Annotated in this window: 12 protein-coding genes; 7 read left to right on the top strand and 5 right to left on the bottom strand. The window is 59.1% G+C overall.

The features are described from left to right. Window positions 1-22: 22 nt before the first annotated feature. The 5 genes from QBL02_RS09595 (at window position 23) to QBL02_RS09575 (ending at window position 6,204) form a co-directional block, all read left to right on the top strand. Entirely contained in the window at window positions 23-271 is a 249-nt protein-coding gene (locus QBL02_RS09595; RefSeq protein ID WP_282726193.1) for a hypothetical protein, read from the top strand. 7 nt (window positions 272-278) lie between these two features. After that, entirely contained in the window at window positions 279-1,946 is a 1,668-nt protein-coding gene (locus QBL02_RS09590; protein ID WP_282726192.1) for a helicase-associated domain-containing protein, read from the top strand. Between the two features lie 58 nt (window positions 1,947-2,004). Continuing rightward, window positions 2,005-3,684, top strand: a complete 1,680-nt coding sequence (locus tag QBL02_RS09585; protein ID WP_282726191.1) for a DNA repair helicase XPB — start codon at window positions 2,005-2,007, stop codon at window positions 3,682-3,684. 299 nt (window positions 3,685-3,983) lie between these two features. Beyond that, complete coding sequence (locus tag QBL02_RS09580) at window positions 3,984-4,685, top strand: response regulator transcription factor (RefSeq protein WP_282726190.1); 702 nt, start codon at window positions 3,984-3,986, stop codon at window positions 4,683-4,685. Window positions 4,686-4,692: 7 nt separating this feature from the next. Continuing rightward, the gene (locus tag QBL02_RS09575) at window positions 4,693-6,204 is read left to right on the top strand and encodes a HAMP domain-containing sensor histidine kinase (RefSeq protein WP_282726189.1); all 1,512 of its coding nucleotides are present in this window, start codon (window positions 4,693-4,695) and stop codon (window positions 6,202-6,204) included. A gap of 72 nt (window positions 6,205-6,276) precedes the next feature. On the opposite strand, the gene groL is transcribed toward QBL02_RS09575, so the two are convergent. From groL to QBL02_RS09560, 3 genes are all read right to left on the bottom strand, one after another. Beyond that, the gene (gene groL / locus QBL02_RS09570; RefSeq protein WP_282726188.1) at window positions 6,277-7,896 is read right to left on the bottom strand and encodes a chaperonin GroEL; all 1,620 of its coding nucleotides are present in this window, start codon (window positions 7,894-7,896) and stop codon (window positions 6,277-6,279) included. Window positions 7,897-8,072: 176 nt separating this feature from the next. Further along, entirely contained in the window at window positions 8,073-8,684 is a 612-nt protein-coding gene (locus QBL02_RS09565) for a hypothetical protein (RefSeq protein WP_282726187.1), read from the bottom strand. Window positions 8,685-8,856: 172 nt separating this feature from the next. After that, window positions 8,857-9,999: an ABC transporter substrate-binding protein gene (locus QBL02_RS09560; RefSeq protein WP_282726186.1), complete on the bottom strand. Its 1,143-nt coding sequence runs from the start codon at window positions 9,997-9,999 to the stop codon at window positions 8,857-8,859. A gap of 50 nt (window positions 10,000-10,049) precedes the next feature. Between QBL02_RS09560 and QBL02_RS09555 the strand changes: the two genes are divergently transcribed. Together QBL02_RS09555 and QBL02_RS09550 are read left to right on the top strand one after the other, a co-directional pair. Continuing rightward, window positions 10,050-11,114 carry an iron ABC transporter permease gene (locus QBL02_RS09555; protein ID WP_282726185.1) on the top strand — a complete coding sequence of 355 codons (1,065 nt, stop codon included), beginning with the start codon at window positions 10,050-10,052 and terminating at the stop codon, window positions 11,112-11,114. A 1-nt stretch (window position 11,115) separates the two neighbouring features. Beyond that, the gene (locus QBL02_RS09550) at window positions 11,116-11,931 is read left to right on the top strand and encodes a heme ABC transporter ATP-binding protein (protein ID WP_282726184.1); all 816 of its coding nucleotides are present in this window, start codon (window positions 11,116-11,118) and stop codon (window positions 11,929-11,931) included. A gap of 103 nt (window positions 11,932-12,034) precedes the next feature. On the opposite strand, the gene QBL02_RS09545 is transcribed toward QBL02_RS09550, so the two are convergent. Together QBL02_RS09545 and QBL02_RS09540 are read right to left on the bottom strand one after the other, a co-directional pair. Next, entirely contained in the window at window positions 12,035-12,865 is an 831-nt protein-coding gene (locus tag QBL02_RS09545; protein ID WP_282726183.1) for an HtaA domain-containing protein, read from the bottom strand. A 94-nt stretch (window positions 12,866-12,959) separates the two neighbouring features. Continuing rightward, window positions 12,960-15,927: HtaA domain-containing protein (locus tag QBL02_RS09540; protein ID WP_282726182.1), on the bottom strand; the 2,968-nt coding region annotated here is incomplete at its 5' end.

The raw sequence follows: 15,927 nt of genomic DNA, 5'->3' as shown, positions 1-15,927 counted from the left end.
TCCCAGGCGTAGACTGGTGAGGATGTCTGAACAACAACAATCTTCGGTACTCGAGAAGATCCTCGCGTACACCTCCGTCTCGATTATCGTGATCGCGGTCGGTGCCTACTTGACGACCCTGATTGTCGCCATGGCTGCCGGTCGAGAGGTACTTGCCGACGGACTCTGGCAGGTCGTGACCTTCATCTCCTACATCGGGCTACCGATTGGGTTTGTGCTGCTGATCACGCTGCTCATCATGAACTTCAGCCGCAGAGGCCGAGAGAAGTAGCACTGCGGTGAGCGGCACACTCGCACTCGCGACCTCAATCGCGAGCATGGATCGCGCAGCCCTTACCCGGCTGGTCGATGAGCGCCGTGTGCTCTCACCTGGCTCAGTTCGCGAACCGCTTGGGCTCGCCGTCGAGCTGCTCCGCACAGATTCAATTTCGCGCGCACTGCAATCAGCGCATCGTGAGCGACTCGACGCCCTGGCCGCTCTCTCCGACGGCGAAGCCGCAGACCATACGATCCTCGATGCCCTCGCAGCGACCGGCCTGGTCGGCCGCAGCGAGACCGAGAACACCGGCACCAACGCACCGTATCTTGCGTTGCCAGAGGTCACCGAACTTTTGCCCCACGAGCTCTTGCGTGCCGAAGCTCTTGCCGATCCAACGCAAAAACCTCTTGAGCTCACTGGCTGGTTCGCTGCCGCTCTCACCTCTGTGCGGCGAGTTGCAAAACTGTTGCACACAATCGCCTCGCGCCCGGTACGGCTCGGCCGCAAAGGACAGCCCGCTGTGGTCGCCGTGCGCGATCTAGCCGACGCAGCACACTGCTCACCCGAGCAGGCCGCTCGCCTACTCGATGTGATGCTCGCCGCTGGGCTCTTGCAGGAGCAGAACGGGCGCTCGGCAGCACCCCAACTTGAGGTAGCCGACTCTGCCGCGCAGCAGTGGCTGATGGAACTCGACTATCCATCACGTTGGATCGAGCTCGCGGCCGCGACCATCTCTGGTTTTGAGGCAAAGCTGCGTCGAGGCATCAGCGAGTGCAACGGAAACCTTGGCACGCTCACAAGCCGGCTGCGCCACGACTATCCGCTGCTACCAGACTCTGAGATGGAATCGCTGCTGCGCATGATCGACACAGCAGAAGACCTCGGTCTGACCCTGCAAGGCTGGCTCACCCCAGCCGCAGACGCGCTGCTGGCTGATGACCCTCATCTCGCTCGGGCTCTCGCCGAGCAAGACATACCCGCGCCAGCCGCCGGCGTCTATCTGCAGCCTGATCTCAGCATCATTGTGCCTGGCCCCTTGGCACCCGCCGACGAGGCCATGTTGAGCGCAATCACAGAGACCGAGCAGCTTGGCCCAGCCGCCTCGCTGCGCATCAGCACGGCCCGAATCACTCGAGCTGTGCTCCGGGCCGGAGGCGGTTCACAGGAGATTCGCGACGCACTCGCCCGCCTGTCACTGACCGGGATCCCCCAGCCACTCGACTACCTTTTGCGGGATCTTGACCGCAAGCAGGCCGACTACGCGCCCGGATTTGAGGATGCCTCGCACCCACCGCACCTTGACGCGCTAAAAATTGAACAACGCGATCCCGATGCCCTGCCCGCCTGGATGAAGACCCCACCCGAGACGGGCAGCACCCCGATCCTGCGCAACGCGGCCAATACCTCGACTGCAGCCAATGAGCTGGCACAGATGGTCGACCGGGTACTTGAAGCAGCAGCAGAGTCTGGCGAAGAAGGCGATCTCACTCGCCGCCTCGAACTGGCCATTCGCGATCGCAGCCCCATCCAGGTGACAGCTGTTGCCGGGAAAGATCAGCGGGAATTTGTGCTGTTGCCGGTGTCACTCAAAGGCGGCCGGTTGCGCGCAACTGACCAGCGAGCCGGCGTTGAACGCACACTTCCGGTGAGCGCGATCACCGCGGTTGTCGCGATCGCGACGCCATAAGCCGACCGTTCAGCCCTGGCATTACCCGTTACGGCAAGGCGCGATAGAATAGGTCGTTATGAATCTTGGCCCTTTGATCGTGCAGAGCGATCACACCGTCTTGCTTGAAGTCGCTCACCCTGACTCAGAAGACGCACGGCACGCCCTCGCGGTGTTTGCAGAGCTTGAGCGCGCACCCGAGCACATTCACACCTACCGCATTACGCGCCTGGGTCTGTGGAACGCACGCGCGGCCGGTCACACCGATGACGAGATCATTGAGACGCTGAACCGGTATGCAAAGTTTCCGGTGCCCACACAGGTTTCTAGCGAAATCTCCGAAACGATGCGACGCTATGGCCGGTTGACCATTGAACGGGTTGATCAGCCAAACGAGCACGACGGCGCAGAATCACCGGAGGAACTCGCCAATTGGCAGTTGGTGCTGCGCTCTGACGATCCAGCGATTCTTCGTGAAGTTTCGAGCGCGAAAAAAATCGCACCATTGCTCGGCAACAAGATTGACGAGCTGACCTTTCCGGTTGAGGCTTGGGCTCGTGGCGAGCTGAAGCAACAGTTGGTAGCTCGAGGCTGGCCTGCCGAAGACCTCGCGGGCTACACGCCAGGAGAACCCTACGATATTGAGCTGGCTCAAGAGGGCTGGGAGCTGCGCGACTACCAACAAAAAGCCGTCAACGCATTCTCGACAGGCGGATCAGGTGTCGTCGTGCTTCCGTGTGGTGCCGGAAAAACCATTGTTGGCGCCGGCGCGATGGCGGCGGTTGGCGCAAAAACTCTCATCCTGGTCACAAATGCTGTCTCTGCTCGCCAGTGGCGAGACGAGCTGCTCAAGCGCACCAGTCTTGATGAAGATGACATTGGCGAGTATTCGGGCCAGGTGAAGGAAGTCAAGCCGGTCACTATCGCGACCTACCAGATTCTGACCAGCAAGCGCCGGGGCGAATACGCTCACCTCTCGCTGCTGAACGCTCAGGACTGGGGCCTCATCGTGTACGACGAGGTCCACTTGCTGCCCGCGCCGGTCTTTAAGCTGACCGCAGAGCTACAGGCACGTCGCCGAATTGGTTTGACCGCGACGCTCGTTCGCGAGGACGGTCGAGAGGGCGATGTATTCAGCTTGATCGGACCCAAACGCTATGACGCTCCTTGGAAAGACATTGAGGCACAGGGCTTCATCGCCCCCGCTGCATGTTTCGAGGTTCGCGTAGAGCTGCCCGAGAGCGAACGATTCGACTACTCGGTTGCCGAAGACCAAGACCGTTACCGAATCGCTTCAAGTTCGTCTTCGAAGCAGACGGTTGCGCGCCGAATCTTGGAGCGACACGAGGGCGAAAGCGTGCTGGTGATTGGTCAGTACATCGACCAGTTGGAATCATTCGCCGAGGCACTGAAGGCAGATCTGATTACTGGGCAGACGCCGGTTGACGAGCGCGAACGTCTCTTTGGCGAGTTCCGTCGCGGTGAAATCAAGCTACTGATCGTCTCGAAAGTCGCAAATTTCTCGGTGGATCTACCCGATGCATCGGTCGCGATTCAGATTTCAGGTTCGTTCGGGTCTCGCCAGGAAGAGGCTCAGCGCCTGGGCCGTTTGCTCCGACCAAAGTCGAACGGTCAGACCGCTTCGTTCTACACGCTGGTCACTCGTGACACTGTCGATCAGGACTTCGCGCAGAATCGTCAGCGATTCCTCGCGGAGCAAGGCTACGCCTACACGATCCTTGACGCGGCCGAGCTCTAGTTCGACCTGCTGTTGGGCTCGCCCATGTGGGCAACTGGAAGGGTGAGGTCGCAGTCGTCGGCAAGGATGAGGCCCGCTTTTCAGAAATGCTGACGAGATTCCGGGCTTAGTGTTTGTGAATCACGAGGGATTTCACGCAAGACGTTTTCAAGTCGAAGTTGAGCACCGTGGCCGAGTAAGTGAGTAGCGAGGTGCCCCTGTGCTTAACGTTGGAGCAGCACGCCAAGTGAATTCAGGCAAATGTTGCGTAATTGCAGGCTTCCCAGCCAGCTCATAGCAAACATTCAGAGACTGGAAGCATGAACACTCAGCACAAGGGACCTCGTATCCTCATCGTCGACGACGAACCGAGCATTCGCGAGCTACTCAGCACAAGCTTGCGTTTTGCCGGCTTCGGAGTGCGCGCGGTCGGCAACGGCGCGCAAACCATCTCGGCTGTTCTTGAAGAAGAGCCGGATCTCATCATCCTTGACGTCATGCTGCCAGACATGAACGGGTTCAGCGTCACCAAGCGCCTCCGTTCGCACGGCTTCACGGCGCCAATCCTGTTCCTCACGGCGAAAGACGACACCGAAGACAAGGTGATGGGCCTCACCGTTGGTGGCGACGACTACGTTACGAAGCCGTTCAGCCTCGATGAGATTATTGCGAGGATCAAAGCCATCCTTCGACGCACCATTCAGGAAGACGAAGAAGCCGTACTTGAGACCGGGCCAATCGTGCTCGACCAAGACACCCACGAGGTGCGTGTCGCTGATACCCCGATCGAGCTCAGCCCCACCGAATTCAAGCTGCTCCGCTACCTGATGCAGAACGCGAACCGCGTACTCTCAAAGGCGCAGATTCTCGATCACGTCTGGGAGTACGACTTCAACGGCGACGCCGGAATCGTAGAGTCGTACATCTCATACCTTCGCCGCAAGCTCGATCCGCTGACCGGTGAATCCCTCATCCAGACAAAGCGCGGTTTCGGCTACATGCTCAAGACCGACGCAAAGTAGGCAAACCTTGGTATACCAAGGAGAATCGAACGGCCCCGAGGCACCTCGGGGCCGTTTCGGCGACCGCTGGAATGACATCACTCTGCGCGCAAAAATCACCGGCGTAACAGTTTTCATCCTGTCGCTCGGTCTTATTGTTGCCGGAATTGGCACCCAATCGTTCTTGCGGCCGGAGCTGATCCGCGCGCAGCACCAAGAGCTTCAGCAAATGCTGAGCAACCCAAAAGCTGTGCTCGCTCCAGGCGCCGACACTCAAGCACTATTGTGTAGCGACGTACTGATCGCGAGCCCGCGCTTTTATGTCGCCATTCTTGACGGCGAAGGCGAGGTGCTCTGCGACAACTCGCAGGTACGCGGTGACGAAATCGTACCTGAAGCGCCAAAGTTTTTGCCAGACACCTCTGACCACAACAAAGGCGTAGTGTTCCCGCTGCGCGCCTCAGACGGTGTGGAATGGAACGCGGTCGTCGGCCCAATCATGTCGAATCAGGGCGGCGGGCCCGGCGGCACGCTCATGATCGCCTCGTCCACGGCACCAACCAATAGAACGATGACGCAGTTCGCGCTCATCTTCTCCGGCTTCGGTATCGCCGTGTTGCTACTGGGCGCCGCACTCACAAGGATCCTCGTCACCAATACCTTCGCCCCACTCGCCGAAGTTGAACAAACCGCACTCGAAATCTCTCGTGGCGACTTTTCAAAACGTATTCTCGTCGCCAACCCCCACACGGAGGTTGGCCACCTTGGCCAATCACTCAACGTGATGCTCGATCGAATCGACTCGTCGTTCGACGAACGCGCGCACACGATCGAACAGATGCGGCGTTTTATTAGTGACGCCGGGCATGAACTGCGCACCCCGCTCGTGTCGGTACGCGGCTACGCAGAAATGTATCGTCACGGATGGCTTACCGAGCCTGAGCAGCTTGATCAGGCCATGGAACGAATCGAAAAAGAAGCCATTCGAATGGGCTCACTTGTCGATGACTTGCTGGCTCTGGCGCGCCTCGATGAGCGTCGACCGCTCGATCTTGTGCCACTGCAGCTCAATCAGATTGCAGCGGATACCGCGCTTGACACCAGAGCGCAAGCACCCGATCGCGAGGTAAACGTGATCGAAGACCCATCAGCACCAGTGGTCGTCGGTGACGAACACAAAGTGCGTCAGGTGGTCACAAACCTGATCGGCAATGCACTGCGTTATAGCCCCGAGGGCAGCCCGCTTGAGATTCGCGTGAGTTCGCATGAGGGTATGGCTGCGTTTGAGATCATTGACCACGGTGAGGGCATTCCCGAACAGTTCCGTGGCAAGATCTTTGACCGGTTCTGGCGCGCTGACACCTCACGCAACCGCGAGACCGGTGGCTCGGGCCTCGGCCTCTCGATTGTGCAATCGATTATTTCGGCGCATGGCGGCAAGGTAAGCGCGCACGAGACACCCGGCGGTGGTGCCACTTTCCGTGTTGAGCTGCCACTTCAAAACGCGCAACAAACTCAATCAGCTTCACCGCAAGCTTAAAAACTAGCTGTAAACAACCAAAAAGCGGGGCCGCACTGAAGTGCGGCCCCGCTTTTTAGCGGTATTTCAGACTTAGAAGTCCATGCCACCGGTTGGGTCGCCCATTGGCGCCGCAGCTGGCTCTGGCTTGTCAGCCACAACAGCCTCGGTGGTCAGGAAGAGACCGGCGATCGATGCTGCGTTCTGCAGTGCCGAGCGGGTTACCTTCGCTGGGTCGAGGATGCCCTGTGCAACCAGGTCGCCGTACTCGCCGGTCGCAGCGTTCAGGCCGTGGCCGTTTGGCATGTCCGAGACGCGGTTTGCAACAACGCCTGGCTCGAGACCTGCGTTGAGCGCGATCTGGCGCAGTGGAGCCTCGATAGCGGTCTGTACGATCTTGGCGCCTACTGCCTCGTCACCCTTGAGGTCGAGAGCTGCGAAAGCGGTCTTGCCAGCCTGGATCAGGGCAACGCCGCCACCTGGGAGCACGCCCTCTTCGACAGCAGCCTTTGCGTTACGCACGGCGTCCTCGATGCGGTGCTTGCGCTCCTTGAGCTCAACCTCAGTTGCTGCGCCAGCCTTGATGACTGCAACGCCACCGGCGAGCTTAGCGAGGCGCTCCTGGAGCTTCTCGCGATCGTAGTCGCTGTCGGTGGTGCCGATCTCACGACGGATCTGGGTCACGCGACCCGCGATCTGCTCTTCGTCGCCGCCACCCTGAACGATAGTGGTCTCGTCCTTGGTGATGATGACCTTGCGTGCGGTGCCGAGCATGTCGAGAGTTGCGTTCTCAAGCTTCAGGCCAACCTCTTCGCTGATGACGGTGCCACCGGTGAGGATAGCGATGTCCTGCAGCATTGCCTTGCGACGATCGCCGAAGCCTGGAGCCTTAACAGCAGCCGACTTGAAGATGCCACGGATCTTGTTGAGCACGAGAGTAGCGAGCGCTTCGCCCTCAACGTCTTCAGCAATGATGAGGAGCTGCTTGCCCGACTGGATTACTGGATCAACAACTGGGAGCAGGTCCTTGATGTTCGAGACCTTGCTATTGACGATGAGGATGTATGGATCCTCGAAGACTGCCTCCTGGCGGTCTGCGTCAGTTACGAAGTATGCCGACAGGTAGCCCTTGTCGAAGCGCATGCCCTCGGTCAGCTCGAGCTCGGTGCCGAAGGTGTTCGACTCCTCAACGGTGACGACGCCTTCCTTGCCGACCTTGTCGATTGCCTCAGCGATAAGCTGACCAATCTGCTCGTCAGCTGCCGAAATCGAAGCAGTAGCTGCGATCTCGTCGGTGGTCTCGATCTCCTTGGCGTTTGCGAGCAGCTGTGCGCTTACGGCAGCAACAGCCTTCTCGATGCCCTTCTTGATCGCAATTGGGTCGCTGCCAGCAGCAACGTTGCGAAGGCCCTCGCGCACGAGTGCCTGCGCGAGAACGGTAGCTGTGGTGGTGCCGTCGCCTGCTACGTCGTCGGTCTTCTTCGCGACCTCCTTGACGAGCTCAGCACCAATCTTCTCGAATGGGTCGTCCAGCTCGATCTCCTTGGCGATTGAAACGCCATCGTTGGTGATCGTGGGAGCGCCCCACTTCTTCTCGAGCACGACGTTGCGGCCGCGTGGGCCAAGGGTCACCTTCACAGCGTCGGCCAGGGTGTTCAGGCCCCGCTCCAGACCGCGACGTGCTTCCTCATCAAACGCAATGATCTTTGCCATGTGTTGCGTCCCTCCCGGACGTAGTGATTCGGCGGTGCCGCAGGTCTGCAGCACCTCTCATGAGTTGCTAGCACTCAGGTATACCGACTGCTAATTCAATTCTGGCACTCGCACCCTGAGAGTGCAAGAAATCACGAACGCTCGCGGCGAACATCTAGCCACCAAGTGGCGACCGTCTAGTAGACGAGTTGATCGCTGCCGGGGCCGGCGTAGTTTGTGCCGAGCAGCACAATAAGGCGCGCACCGTACTCGCTGTAGTCGGTGTTCAAGAAAGTAGAAACTCCGCCAAGTTCTTTAGCTAGACCGAGAGCGGCAGCTTCATCGGTTGGATCGGCGTAAAACACGGCAGAAATCTCAACGTCGTTGACCGCGGCAGGGCCAGAGAACAGAATCTGCCCCCAAGCGTTCTGCGTAATCTCGTTGTCAACAACCGCTTCAAAGCCCTCCATCGGAGTGCCGTTCAACACCACAACCTGAGCCTCTGGATCAAGCTCGGCCTTTACCTTGGCCTCCGGCTTTGTGGTGCTCGTCGTTGTTTCGCCACGCAAATCGGCAACGCTTTGGCCGCTGAACTGCAAATACAGCACACCGCCAATGGTGAGCAGCAAAAATCCAAGCACCGCGCAGACAAGAAACAGCCAAATTCGACGGGGGCGTCCGATGACACGGTGCGCGCCAACACGGGGAGATTTCTCAAGCGCATCAAAGCGATCGGCCGGCAGAGTATTGCGCTCAGCCGCCCGACGAGAAACGCGCGACTCATCGTCGGCATGGTGCTGTTTGGCCACGCGCCACTCCTTCTCATGTAGTTCTTGCCGCACTTTGTGCGCGAGATAAGCGTACACGGGCAAAGCTGTGGCCTAGCCTAAGGCACACAGACCTGGATGATGGGCTACCCCGCTCGAGCTATAAATTGCCCGCGCCGCTGGGCACGGCACAGACGGGCGCGATCCAGCGCCCCTAACTCGTGAGCGAATCGGGTGCGTAGATCGTTCGCGCCAGACCATCAAGCACGTCAGGAATACGAGTTCCGCCGGCAAAGACAACCGTGTCTTCGACATCGATGATGCGACGGTTCTTTCCGGCCGTGGTCAACGCGATACTCGGCTGAGCAGCAATCAACCCGTCAACTCCGCCCGTACTTTCAAGCCCTTTGCTCATTACCAAAATAATGTCTGGGTCGAGCGAAACAAGCGCCTCATCGGTGAGCGGCTTCTCGCCAACCCAACCGATTTCTTTGGCCACGTCAACCGCACCAAGAGAGTCAATAATCGAGTCAGCCCCGCTGCCCTCACCAAAGAGGTAGTAGATACCCGCAGTGCCTCGCACGTAAAGGAAAGCTATTCGCGGCCGCAACGCTGGATCACTCGGAAGCAGCTTCTGAATCTCAGCTTCTTTGTCGGCGATGGCCTTTGCGAGCTGAGTGTTGAGCTCATCAGCGAGCGGTGAAACACCGAGAATCGATGCAACCTCATCGACCAGCGTGTAGGTGCTCTCAGGGTTCATCGCTCTGGTCACGGTCACCACCTGGATGCCAGCGTCACGCAATTGCAGCACCACATCATTTGGCCCAATCGTGCCGTCAGTAATAATGAGCGAGGGGTTGAGCGCAAGCACACCCTCAGCGTCAATTGAGTGGCCCTGCTTTGTGACAACCGGCAGATCCTCGTATCCAGGAATGTTTGTCGAAATATCTCGCCCAACAAGATTGTCTGCCAGGCCAAATGCGCCAACAAGCTCAGCGATCGTGCCGGTAATCGAAATTGCCAGCAAACGTGAAGTATCTTTCACCTCAACCTCAATGTCACCGGTCGAGTCATGCGAAATCACCTTCGCGGGTAGTTCTTGCTTCGGGTTTTTTGCGAGTGCTGGCACACTCGGACTGCCAATAACCGCGGTGCTTGGGCCCTGCCATGAGGTCGGATCCGCAATGGGTGTAAGCGAACCAAGCGGGGGCAGCTCAACTGCGGTTTGGCTACCTGCGGTGCCCTCAATGCTGCCCGTCTGGCAGCCACTCAGCAAGAGGGCCGCAACAGTGGCAAGAGAGGCAAGAACGGTGATTCGTCGTCGCGACGCAGGAGAGCGCAATAGAAAACCTTTCATCAGACGTTGTTTAGCCTAACCCAAAGGGTAGGATGGTTCATCGGACCAACATGAAAAACTCAGCTTCGACCCCCGCCTCGCGGCGCACGGCGAAGGGTGTTCTCTTTGCAGCACTCACACTCGCCCTCGTGCTCGCGCTTCTTGCGTCGGCAGGCACCGGTCAGCTCGCAATTCCACCAGCAGAGGTTCTAGGATCACTGCTGCACAAGATTGGTATTGACTGGCTGCCGCTTCCCGCACACGCGGCTGGTGATCAGACCCTCTGGGCGATCCGATTCCCCCGCGTGACAATGGCCGCACTGGTAGGTGCTGGCCTCGCCGTTTCCGGCCTGCTGATGCAGGCAATCTTTGGAAACCCCCTCGCCGAACCTGGCGTTATTGGTATTTCGTCGGGCGCAGCAGTCGGCGCCGGCCTCTCAATTGTTTTCGGACTCACCCTCTTCGGGCAGTGGACCACCGCAGTCTTCGCATTTGCTGCTGGCCTGATCGCGACACTCATCGTGTATTTCATGAGCCGCGCCGATGGCCGCACTGAAGTTGTCACACTAGTGCTCACAGGTATCGCCATCAATGCCATCGCAGGCGCCGCGATCGCGCTGCTCACCTTCCTCGGTGATACCCAGTCGCGTGAGCAGATTGTGTTCTGGCAGCTTGGCAGCCTGGCCGGTAGCCGTTGGCAACAGGTCATCATCGTGGCCCCGGTACTCGCAATCGGCATGCTTGCTGCGTACTTGGTCGCCCGAAAACTCGACCTGCTCGCGCTCGGTGAGCGAAACGCTCGCCATCTGGGTGTCAACGTTGAAGCGCTGCGAATCGGTGTAATCGTGCTGGTCGCTCTCCTCGTTGGCGCATCCGTAGCCTTCGCCGGCATCATTTCATTTGTGGGACTCGTGATTCCGCACCTAATGCGAATGATCCTTGGGCCCGCCCACCTGCCGCTCGTCACAGCGAGCGCCCTCGGCGGCGCACTCCTGCTTACCCTTGCCGATCTGGGAGCACGCACACTCGTCCCAATGGCCGATCTGCCCATCGGAATGCTCACCGCGCTCGTCGGTGGCCCGTTCTTCTTCTGGCTGCTGCGACGCACCCGCAAGCGCTCTGGCGGGTGGGGTTAACATGGCGAACCGGAAACAACGATTCTCGCTTGATGCACCTGCCGCTGGCGATGTTGTCATCGCTGCGGAGAATGTCTCATTGGTGCGCGGTGGCCGAAAACTTCTCGACGAGGTGTCGGTTGAGCTGCACGCTGGCGAGGTGCTCGCTCTGCTCGGCCCAAACGGCGCAGGCAAATCGACACTGCTGAGTCTGCTCTCGGGTGACACCACCCCCGACGGTGGCGTAGTGCAGTTCAGGGGCCACCCCATTCAGGAGTGGCCACTCACCGAGCTCGCGCGTCGCCGCAGCGTGCTGCTGCAAGACAATCAGCTCATGTTCCCATTCACCGTGCACCAGGTTGTGGAGATGGGACGCGCGCCGTGGCGCCGCACTCCCCTCGAAGAGCAAGACAATGAGGCTATTGCCGAAGCCATCGCCGCCGCAGATATCGCTCACCTTGGTAACCGGCGCGTACCCTCCCTCTCTGGAGGCGAACGCGCCCGTGTTGGCTTCGCCCGAGTGATGGCTGGGCGCACCGGCGTGCTGATGCTTGACGAGCCCACCGCGGCACTAGATCTTGGCCACCAAGAGACACTTTTGAAGCTCACCCGGGAGCGCGCCGCGGCTGGCGATGCTGTGCTTGTTGTGCTCCATGATCTCAATCTTGCCGCCGCCTATGCCGACCGGGTTGCGCTCCTGCAGCAGGGCAAGGTCATCTCGTGCGGCGCTCCGAAAGACGTGCTCACCGCCGAGATTGTCAGCGAGGTGTACGCCACCCCAGTTGAGGTGGTTCCGCACCCCGGAACTGACCACGGCATTGTGGTGCCAGTGCGTTAGACCGCGAGGTCGCTGGATCATCGGATCATTTCAGGTCGATCCAGTTTCGAAACCAGACAACAAAAAAGGGAGGCCCGAGGGCCTCCCTTTTTATGACTGTGTATTAGCCCTCTGAAGAGGTGCCCGTTTCGTTCTCGCTCGATGAAGCTGGCGATTTCTTGCGGCCCGCAATCAAGAGGCCAGCGGCCACCGCGATAATGACCACTGCGACGCCACCGATAATGATCGGCACAATCGGCAACTCGCTCTTTGCCTCTTCAGTTGTCGTGGTGACTTCGGGGGAAGTCACCTCAGCCGGAGTGCCAGAGCACGGCCCGAGCTGCACCGAGAGCGCAACTGGGTCAAGATCGTCTCCACTTGCATAGAAGCCGCCGAACGCTGCGGCTCCCTCGCCCGTAAGCACGGCTGGTGCCTGATCAAAGCTCAAAGTTCCGCTCGCTGGATCAGTCTGACCGATACCCTCGATCTTGCCGATGTACACCTGAGACTCGTCAATGACCAGCTCACCCTGGGCGTTATTGCTCTTCGCGTCAAGCAAGAGCCTGCCGGTGCCGTCACCGTTCAGCTCCACCGTCGGATTCTTCATCACAAGATTCAGCACTCCGTCATGTCCGGTGAAGTGCATCGTGCCAACAAACGACACAGTTCCTTCACCGGTTTCTGCGTCGATCTCGCCGCTTGCGTTAGTCCAGCTGAAGAGCGGTGTTTCGTAGGCAGCGCCGTCTGAGACTTCCCAGCCACCGTTTGCAATCGATCCCGAGATGTACGAACGGAAACTTTCCTTAACGCCCCACTTCAGGTCGCCCCCGGTCACCGTGCAAGTGCTGCTAGTGGCGGTTGATGCCTGTAGTGGCGCTGCCTGAGCAGCCGCAGGAACAAGAAGAGCAGTGGCGGTGAGGGCAGCCGCTGCCGAAGCGGTGACAATTCGTCTCATATGGTTCATCGTAACGTTCTCTCAGAATGCACAAATAGTTTTCGGACAAATGAAGACTGCCGGCCCATGGGGGTGGGCCGGCAGTCAAGGGTGCCTAGAGGTGGGTTGGCTCCGCATTTCTGCGGCGCTGTGCGACAACCAAACCGGTCGCGCCACCCGCAACCACCAGCAGTGCGAGTGCTGCGGTCCACCACACCCAAGCAGGGGTGCCTGCTGCAACTTCAGCAACCGCGGTGGTCGCTTCTGCTGCAGGCGAGTTCACCGCTGCAACGGCGGGCTTCTTCTTGTCAGATCCAGCCTTCTCGATCGTGATCGTCTGGCCAACATTGATGCTGCCCTGCAGGGTGATGGTGTGTTCACCGACAAGATCCTTCGGCAGCGTACCGATCCAACGCACCACACCATTTGCATCAGCCTTCGCATTGGTGTCAAGCACAGTTGGCTCCGAGTAGATCACCACGAGGATGCCCTGCTCGTTTGGCTGGAAACCGCCAGCAGTAATCTCGATCTCGCCGCCAGCAACAAGCTTCTTGGCCGGGGTAACCACGGTGAGACCCTTATTCGTTGGTGCCTCCTTCGCCGCGGTGCGCTTCTCGGCAAACGGTGAAGTGTCAGTGGTTGAACCAAAGTTCGCGCCGCTCGCTGAGCCGACAGTGAAGCTCAGCGAATCCATGCCGAGGGTGCCGCCAGAACCGCCACCGTCACCACCACTGATTGAGCCGCCAACACCCACGCCGCTCCATGTCACCGAGCCATCGGCGTTCGCATTGAACCCCGCACCAATCAGGTTCAGCGGGAAGGAGTACCCACCGGCTGAGATTGTGCCTGAGGTTGGGCTAGACACGGTGATGACTGGGTTTGCGAAAGTTTCGCGCATCAAGCCACCATGGCCAGTGAAGGTCACCGAGCCAGCGAACTGCACGGTACCGGTACGGGTGTCCGCGTTCCAGCTGCCACCGGAAGCCTGTGGGAAGACGTACCCTCCACGGCCACCGCCAACGCCGCTGGTGCTGATCTGACCCTTCGCAATTCCACTAGTGGTGTAATTGGCGAATGCAGTCGAGATACCCCAGGTCAGCGAGCCCGCACCAGGCTTTGGCTTGGGTGGCACAACTACCGGAGGTTTGCTGCCATAGAGGTCGTCCCACTGCGCTTTCGTCACTGTCACCGCACGCTGACCGTAAATGGTGTCAGCATTCGGGTTCGAGTGGATCTTCCAGATCAGTACCTCGTACTGCTTATCGCGATCCAACTTGTTTTTTGGAGCTGTCAGGGTGAACTTGGCGTTGCCATCGGTCACCGTCGGGAACGGTGTCGCGAACGCTGGGATCGCAGAAGCATCCTCCATGTTCAGCTTTTCAGCGGTGCCCGCCTCAATCAGTGCTGCATAGATCGGGCCAGGTGCACCGGTGACGGTGACCTCTACCTTAAGTTCCGCTGAAGCAACCGACGTCTTTGTAGTCAACGCTGCGGTGTAGGGGAACAGTTCCTTCCACTGCGCAGTCGAGATGGTCACGTTCGAAGTGCCGTAAATATTGGCACCTGCTGGGTTCGAGTGGATCTTCCAAATCAGTACCTCGTACTGCTTATTGCGATCCAGCTTGTCCTTTGGCGCCTGCAGCGTGAATGTGCTCTTACCGTCGGTCACCTCGGGGAACGGCAAGGCAAACGCTGGAAGCGCTGCTGCGTCATTGATGTCAAGCTTGTCCGCTGTGCCACGTTCAATCAACGCTGCATAGATCTTGCCCGGAAGCCCCGATGCAGTGACCTCGACGTTCAGCTTTTCGTCAGCCACGCTCGTCTTCGTCTCGATCGCCGCGGTCGATGGGAACATTACGTCCCATTCCTCCGCAGAAATGTTGACATTTGAAGAGCCGTAGACGTTTTCACCCTCTGGGGCCGAGTGGATCTTCCAGATCAGTACCTCGTACTGCTTATTGCGATCCAGCTTGTCCTTCGCCGCGACCAACGAGAAGCTCGCTGCTCCGTCGGTCACCGTTGGGAACGGCATCGCGAATGCCGGAAGCGACGATGAATCACCCATATCGAGGCCGTCGGCGGTACCGCGTTCGATCAGCGCCGCATAGATCTTGCCGGGCAAGCCTGTCGCGGTGACATCGACGGTGAGCTCATTCTTGGTGAGTTTGCTCTGCACTTCGATCTTCACGCCTGGCTTCGGGAAGACAGCGTTCCACTGCGCATCTGAAACCGCGAGATCTTTCTGGTCAACCTTGACGTCATCGCTCAGGTAGCCGTGCGCCAGCCAAGACACTACGACGTACTGCTTTGAAGGATCAAGAGTTCGAACGACAGTCCCGTTCTCGTCTTTCTTCTCCTTCGGTACGGCGATCTCTCGGGTCAGCGCCCCATCAACAAAGTCGGACGTCCGGAAGTAGGCCTCGACCATACCTGCGCCAGCATCCGTGCCGTACTCAGCAACACGATCCTTCTCGATCACGCCAACGTAGGCGCCCCACTTGCCAGCAGGAATCGTCACGTTCTCGAGGCTCACCGAAAGAGTGAGGCCAGTTTCGTCTGCGCTTGTTACGGTCGCTGCGAGCGTCGGCTTCGGCGCTGCAGGGAACATCAGATCCCACTGGCTCGAAGTGACCTTTGCCTCGGCAGTTGCGTAAATCGTGTCGGCGGCAGGGTTCGAGTGGATCTTCCACACGAGCACTTCATACTGCTTATTGCGATCCAGCTTGTCCTTTGGCGCTACCAGAGAGAAGCCCGCGCTACCGTCAACAACGGTTGGGAACGGTTTAGCGAATGCGGGGAGCGCAGAAGCGTTGCCCATGTCCAAGGACGCTGCGGTTCCCTTTTCAATCAGTGCGGCGTAGATATTGCCAGGCAGATTGTTTGCGGTCACCGTCACGGTCAGCTCATCAGCGTTGATGCTGGTGGTTGCAGTCGCCGTAGGGGCAACTACCGGAGCCTTAAACGAAACCGGAGTAAACGTCTCAAACGGAGCATACTTCGCACCACCACCAGGGTACGTAGCAATACCCCACGAACCATTCGCAAGCGCCTTCGACTCATTAGCAGTCAACGTCAACTGCGTC

Source organism: Leucobacter sp. UT-8R-CII-1-4, from assembly GCF_030010235.1.
Lineage (GTDB): Bacteria > Actinomycetota > Actinomycetes > Actinomycetales > Microbacteriaceae > Leucobacter.
The sequence above is the reverse complement of the archived record's forward strand: the minus strand, read 5'-3'. Positions and strand labels throughout refer to the sequence as shown.